The 5,276-nt window shown below is 42.9% G+C and carries 8 protein-coding genes; 3 read left to right on the forward strand and 5 right to left on the reverse strand.

Annotated elements, in window-relative coordinates; genetic code table 11:
- Positions 1–108 precede the first annotated feature (108 nt).
- The gene (gene nim, locus ACZMIG_RS14480; protein ID WP_044302102.1) at positions 109–603 is read left to right on the forward strand and encodes a NimABCDEF family 5-nitroimidazole reductase; all 495 of its coding nucleotides are present in this window, start codon (positions 109–111) and stop codon (positions 601–603) included.
- A 72-nt stretch (positions 604–675) separates the two neighbouring features.
- Here nim and ACZMIG_RS14485 read toward each other — a convergent pair whose 3' ends face one another.
- The 4 genes from ACZMIG_RS14485 to ACZMIG_RS14500 all read right to left on the reverse strand — a co-directional run bounded on the left by ACZMIG_RS14485 (position 676) and on the right by ACZMIG_RS14500 (position 2,817).
- Complete coding sequence (locus ACZMIG_RS14485; RefSeq protein WP_330166383.1) at positions 676–954, reverse strand: flavodoxin family protein; 279 nt, start codon at positions 952–954, stop codon at positions 676–678.
- Between the two features lie 47 nt (positions 955–1,001).
- Positions 1,002–1,544 carry a BfmA/BtgA family mobilization protein gene (locus ACZMIG_RS14490; RefSeq protein WP_044302090.1) on the reverse strand — a complete coding sequence of 181 codons (543 nt, stop codon included), beginning with the start codon at positions 1,542–1,544 and terminating at the stop codon, positions 1,002–1,004.
- A gap of 102 nt (positions 1,545–1,646) precedes the next feature.
- Positions 1,647–1,838 (reverse strand): hypothetical protein, encoded by a 192-nt coding sequence (locus ACZMIG_RS14495; RefSeq protein WP_044302092.1) that lies wholly within the window; start codon positions 1,836–1,838, stop codon positions 1,647–1,649.
- Positions 1,822–2,817, reverse strand: coding sequence for a replication initiation protein (locus ACZMIG_RS14500; RefSeq protein WP_044302094.1), 996 nt, complete (start codon positions 2,815–2,817; stop codon positions 1,822–1,824). Before ACZMIG_RS14500 ends, ACZMIG_RS14495 begins: the two co-directional genes overlap by 17 nt.
- A 529-nt stretch (positions 2,818–3,346) precedes the next feature.
- Between ACZMIG_RS14500 and ACZMIG_RS14505 the strand changes: the two genes are divergently transcribed.
- Both ACZMIG_RS14505 and ACZMIG_RS14510 read left to right on the forward strand, forming a co-directional pair.
- Complete coding sequence (locus ACZMIG_RS14505; RefSeq protein WP_052510138.1) at positions 3,347–3,649, forward strand: type II toxin-antitoxin system prevent-host-death family antitoxin; 303 nt, start codon at positions 3,347–3,349, stop codon at positions 3,647–3,649.
- Positions 3,639–3,977: a toxin RelE gene (locus ACZMIG_RS14510; RefSeq protein WP_044302095.1), complete on the forward strand. Its 339-nt coding sequence runs from the start codon at positions 3,639–3,641 to the stop codon at positions 3,975–3,977. Before ACZMIG_RS14505 ends, ACZMIG_RS14510 begins: the two co-directional genes overlap by 11 nt.
- On the opposite strand, the gene ACZMIG_RS14515 is transcribed toward ACZMIG_RS14510, so the two are convergent.
- On the reverse strand, positions 3,972–5,276 hold a 1,305-nt coding region (locus ACZMIG_RS14515; RefSeq protein ID WP_487889739.1), incomplete at its 5' end, for a hypothetical protein. The two genes, ACZMIG_RS14510 and ACZMIG_RS14515, sit on opposite strands and share 6 nt — an antisense overlap.

The following is a 5,276-nucleotide window of genomic DNA, read 5'->3' on the forward strand; positions in this document are numbered from 1 at the left end:
AAATATTCGCTAAATTTGAAAGACTAAAACTCACAAATTGGGCAGTTAAAGAGTTCTGCTGTCTGATACAAGAGGATAAATTGAATTGATAGAACTCACCAAAAGAATATGTTTAGAGAAATGCGCCGTAAGCGGCAATTGTTGCCAACAGAAGAAAGCGTTGCCATTCTTGAACGGATGACAAACGGGACGTTGGCTCTTCATGGGGATGACGGCTATCCGTATGCCGTCCCTGTCAGTTATGTATATGCCGATGGCAAAATTTACTTCCACAGTGCCATGCAAGGGCACAAAGTGGATGCCATCCTGCGGAATGACAAGGTCTCGTTCTGCGTAGTGGAGCAGGATGAGGTCAAGCCGGCCGAGTTTACCACCTATTTTCGGAGCGTGATAGTCTTTGGCAAGGCCCGCATACTGACCGACGAGAACGAAAAACGAAATGCCTTAAACCTGCTGGCCGACAAGTATTCGCATGGCGAAGCGGGCATGGAGGCTGAAATGGCCAAAGGGTTCAATCATTTGCTGATGATAGAAATCACAGTAGAGCAGATGACCGGAAAAGAAGCCATCGAACTGACAAGGGGAAGAAACGGATGTTCTTGACAAAGAATGGCTGACTGACGGAGAAAAAGCTGTTTCGCGTCCGCCGAAACAGCTTTTCTACTTTGTTTATGGTTATTCATATTTGTCTTGTATGAAGTGGGTGCGTACCCTTGCTTCATATTCAGGTTTCTTTATTCCGTTCTGCTTGCCACTTTCAATGCACTTCAACAGCCAAGCCATATTTTGTCCCAATGTACGCATGGTTTGCAGTCCTTCTTTATCCTTGCGTACATCATCCGGAGTAAATCCGTGAACCGAGTTCCAGTACTGTGAAGCAACAATCGGCATATTGCAGATGGTGAAATATTGGTTCAGTTGCTCGAATGTAGCGGAAGCTCCTTTATTTATCATTGCTACCTTTTCTGTGTTAAATTTCTGTTTCTATGAACAAAAATCCACTATAATTCTGTATTCACATGTATTTTTCCGAAAGTCTTTTGTTCATCACGGATCCGGCACAGTTCCCGGTAAGCTTTTTCCTTGTAGACTTGCAAGTCTTTGATTTCGTTACGTAATCGGTCGTTTTCTTCCTGTACGTAGCGGAGCTTCTTTCCTTGTTCTTCAGCCCTGCTTTCAGCCTTTGCTTTTTCTTCGACGGCATGGGCAATGATTTCAGGAGCCGGAAGCTGCTTAGCGGTTTGTTCCCGGACTGCCTGTAATAGCTGGCGTATCGCCTCTGTTCCTTCGTTGTGCTGTTCCATGACCTTAGCTGAACTTTCCAGCCTGTTGGTTATGCGCTCCAATGGAGAGAGGTCAAACGCTTCTCCACGTATGTCAAACCCGGTACGTAGGAAATAGTCGATAGCCAGCTCTACAAAGTCCTTTCGTGTAAGGGCAAACCCCTTTATATATTCGTCCAGCTTTTGGGCGTATTCTTGGCTTATCGCTATGGTCGTTAAGGGCGTCTTCCTCTTTTGCTTACTTTCTTGTTCTTTGTTCATTGATGTAAAATGCTATATCTTGTTACAAAGGTAGTTGTTTTCCTTGTTATTGCAATTTATAATGAATATTATTGCGTTTTATTGCAATTATATCAAAATAAATCACTCTGTTATTAGCTGGAAATCATGGTAAACACCCCCTGTTCTTCCGCAGGCTTCCGGGCATGGTTCTGTAAATATCACCGTTACGAATGTTGTCCCGAAAAATTCTTCTATCTCTGTAATGATAGCCCGTAAATCCCTGCCGTATCCGTTAATTTCGGCTGGTACGATAACTCTATCTCCTGTTTTCATGATTATTGCCTTTGTCTTTTAGTTTCCCTTTGAGTGCATTGATAATATATCCTTTTGGGTTTTTCTTTTCCCTTGACTTTCCTTTAAGTATAGCGAGTTCTCCGAGTAAATCAGGAAGTAAACTTTGTGCCGATATAAATAAATCCAAGTTGTTTTTTATTTCTTTGTCGGAATACCCTATCGAGTTCTTCAAATAGCTACGAACTTCTGAAGATAAAGACCAGCTTAGAGAAACTTGCTTTTGCAAATCGTGTTTTTCTAAATCAGGGTCTCTATGTTCCGGTTGGTACACTGGGTAAAACTTTATAGCAGTTATCTTTCGTCCCGATTTGAGAGGGGTGAATTCAAATGTATATGGGCTTACTTCGTCTAATTCTTTTTTTGCAGCTTCTACAACCTTGCGCATAAAATCGTTAACGCGTTTATATTTGTCAGCCACGCAAAACATTTCTTTCAGTTGGTCTATTGAGTAGATTAATGGTGTTTTTTGATTGCTGAGTAGCTCATAAAAGCGCATCGAGAATTGGCTCTTGAAGCTCATGGCGGCTTTTAGCTCATATTTCCGATAGCCTTTGGAGAAATTAAGAATGCAATCCCATACACGTGGATGCACTTGGAAAGAAATCACAGAAGAACGTTTCCGAATGTAGGGAAGTGCGATGATTGATATACTCTGCCAAACTTCATCATCTTCATACTCAAATATTTTTCGTTGGAGCGATTGTAAGGCTTCCTTTACTCTTGCGTAGTTCTTATCTTCTTCTCCATTGAGAAGGCAAGCGATAGGCATAGTAATGTTTATGCAACTGAAAAGGTCATGCTCTATTTTCTGACAGTTATTAGCGAACTTTATGCCTTGTAGCTCCCCTTGAGCCATCTCTACGAGGCGGTAAATTATCCGTTTTTCGTACACGTTAAAGTCATATTTGGCGGTAGTCATAATATAACTTTGAATGAGGTCTTTGTTTACTATTGCCATATTATCAGTATTTTGTGCAAATATAAGCACTAAAAACGACTTATAAAAATAAAAGTCGTATATATTTTGAAATAGTATTCAAAAAGTCGTAGTTAAGTCTTGAATTAGCATTCAAAAAGTCGTAGTTAGTATTCAAAAAGTCGTAGTTTGGCTCGTTTTATTGTTTGTAAAAGGCTGATAATAAGGTATTTTATTCGGAGTTTCGAGAAGCTGATAAGCATATAATAAGCAATGCTTTAAAACAAGTCATAGATTTTTAACGAAATGGCTGATTTTCAACTTTCGGAAAAAGAAAAACGACTTTTTGAATGTTTGAGGAAGCAAAGCAAGAGCTAGCGCAGCGATTTTTGGGGAACGACTTTTCTGGCGCGTTAAAATATGTATCATTTTGTTTATGTATATTATCTAACCGCTAAATTAGGTATGAATTTGGCGGTTGTAATCACCAAATTCGGGTTTTTCAGGTGTGCTATGCTAATTTTCAATAAGCCGCCACTTTCATGATGTGGTAAAATAGTGATTGCAATTTATGTTAAAATACATCAATTTGGATGCCGTTTCGGTATCTATTTTTATCTTTGCAAAAAAAATAAAGGTTATGCAAGTAGTTTCAGCAAGAGAATTTAGGGCTAATCAGGGGAAATACCTAATTAAAGCCAACGAAGGACAATCCGTATTGCTCACAAGCAGGTACGGTAATTTCAAAATTGTTCCTATATCGGAAGAAGATAATTTAACCACACGCATTTGCAGGGGATTGCAGCAAGTGAAGCTGATAGAAGAAGGAAAACTTCCACGTAGAACTATAGAGGACTTACTCGATGAGCTTTGAAATTATACCGACACCTGATTTTTCCCGTTCCCTCAAAGTTCTCGCCAAACGACATAGGTCTTTGAAACAGGATATGTCTGTATTTGTGTCAAGTTTGAAAGAGAATCCTCTGCAAGGGACAGAAATAGCCCCCAACATCAGAAAAGTCAGACTGACAATTACATCTAAGGGGAAAGGTAAATCAGGAGGCGCAAGGGTCATTACCTACTTAATGGCTGTGTCTGAAGATGCGGGGGACGTGTATTTGATAGACATCTATGATAAATCCGACTATGACACAGTAGATGTGTCCGTTATTAAAAAAATGATTGCAGATTTGGGACTATAAATGGAATCCCCTGCCTTTGTCTATTCCTAAAACCTTTTGCAGCTTTTGCCATAGCTGTTTGAAGAACTCCTTGAAGTGAAAATCGTTCAGCCAAATGGTCGTGTTGCCAGCCTTGCTTTTAGCAATGTTTATCTTCACGTTCTTGACCTGGTGCTTTTTTCTGCGTTCTCGGTCGTACAGGAATCCTGAATAGGTTATCTCTTTTCCTGTGAGCAGGAGCCGGATATCGTTGTCTCGGACACCCATTTCCCGGAGTTCCTCGATGTTCTCTTTGGCGTTTTCCATACAGGGGAACAGGTTGGTTATCGGCTTCAGTCTTTCTTCTCCGGTTCTGACTGCCCTGCGTGTGGCTTCCCGTTCCCTTTCGTTTTGGGCGTTTGCTGTACGCAGGTTGCTCTGGAGGTTCTGGCTTTTCATCTCTAGTTCGTAATTCTCCCTTTTCAGTTCCGCAATCTCCTGCTCCTGCCGTTTGACCTTTCCGGAGTTGAAAAGGCTGGCTGTCGCATCGATGACGGTCGTCCCGGCTTTCAGCAAGGCTGTTCCCGTGTCGGCTGCCGCCCCTTTCAGCTTTTCCACCTTTATTTCGGCTGCTGCTTCCTTGAGCTTCTTTTGGGTGTCCTCCAGCTTTTGTCCTGCCTGTTTCACTTTTTCCTCTATGGCGTTGCGCTCATCCTCCATCTGACTGCATTCTTTTTCGATTTGCGCCGCTTTCTCCGCTTCGACCATGTTCTTGTACTGGATGGCGGAAAGGTGCTTACGGTCGGAAGAAATGCCCCTTTCCATGCCAAGGCATTCCGCCAGTATGGTCTGCATTTCCGCCATATCCTGCTTGTTCAGTTTCCGGGTTCTTCCAGTTTCCCCGTCCGTCCAGTCGAAAATCATGTGCGCATGGTAGTTCGGCTTCCATGTTTCCGCGTTCCCGTCCCAAACGCTGGCTCCCTCGTCCTTGTGCGTGTAGATTTGGAACGTGTGTATTCCGAAGCGTTCCTCCAACCTCCCGGCAAAGTCCTGAAGTTGCCGGAGTGTCGTGCCGTCCTCGATTACGACCACTCCCTCCCGGATGGGTGTCGCCTTCTTCTGCATGGACTGCCCGGTGTGCTGCCTGTACTTTTCCCTTATGTCCTCCAGCACGTCTGCTATCTTCATTTCCGACCATTGCTCGTTGCGGTGGGAGAGTTCCGGACGTATGTAGTCGAGTTCCTTGCTGCGGAGGTTGTGCCGTTCCGCGCTGCCGATGTTGCAGGGTCTTACGTTGATGCTTGTCTTTGCCATAACCTTTCTCTTTTCGTTGGTGGATAT

This window comes from Xylanibacter sp., assembly GCF_057607445.1.

Bases quoted from the DNA above. Each gene is read 5' to 3' on its own strand.
- ACZMIG_RS14500 (WP_044302094.1), bottom strand. From the start codon at position 2,817: ATGGCAATAGTAAACAAAGACCTCATTCAAAGTTATATTATGACTACC.
- ACZMIG_RS14495 (WP_044302092.1), bottom strand. From the start codon at position 1,838: ATGAAAACAGGAGATAGAGTTATCGTACCAGCCGAAATTAACGGATAC.
- ACZMIG_RS14510 (WP_044302095.1), top strand. From the start codon at position 3,639: ATGAGCTTTGAAATTATACCGACACCTGATTTTTCCCGTTCCCTCAAA.
- ACZMIG_RS14490 (WP_044302090.1), bottom strand. From the start codon at position 1,544: ATGAACAAAGAACAAGAAAGTAAGCAAAAGAGGAAGACGCCCTTAACG.
- ACZMIG_RS14505 (WP_052510138.1), top strand. From the start codon at position 3,347: ATGTTAAAATACATCAATTTGGATGCCGTTTCGGTATCTATTTTTATC.
- nim (WP_044302102.1), top strand. From the start codon at position 109: ATGTTTAGAGAAATGCGCCGTAAGCGGCAATTGTTGCCAACAGAAGAA.
- ACZMIG_RS14485 (WP_330166383.1), bottom strand. From the start codon at position 954: ATGATAAATAAAGGAGCTTCCGCTACATTCGAGCAACTGAACCAATAT.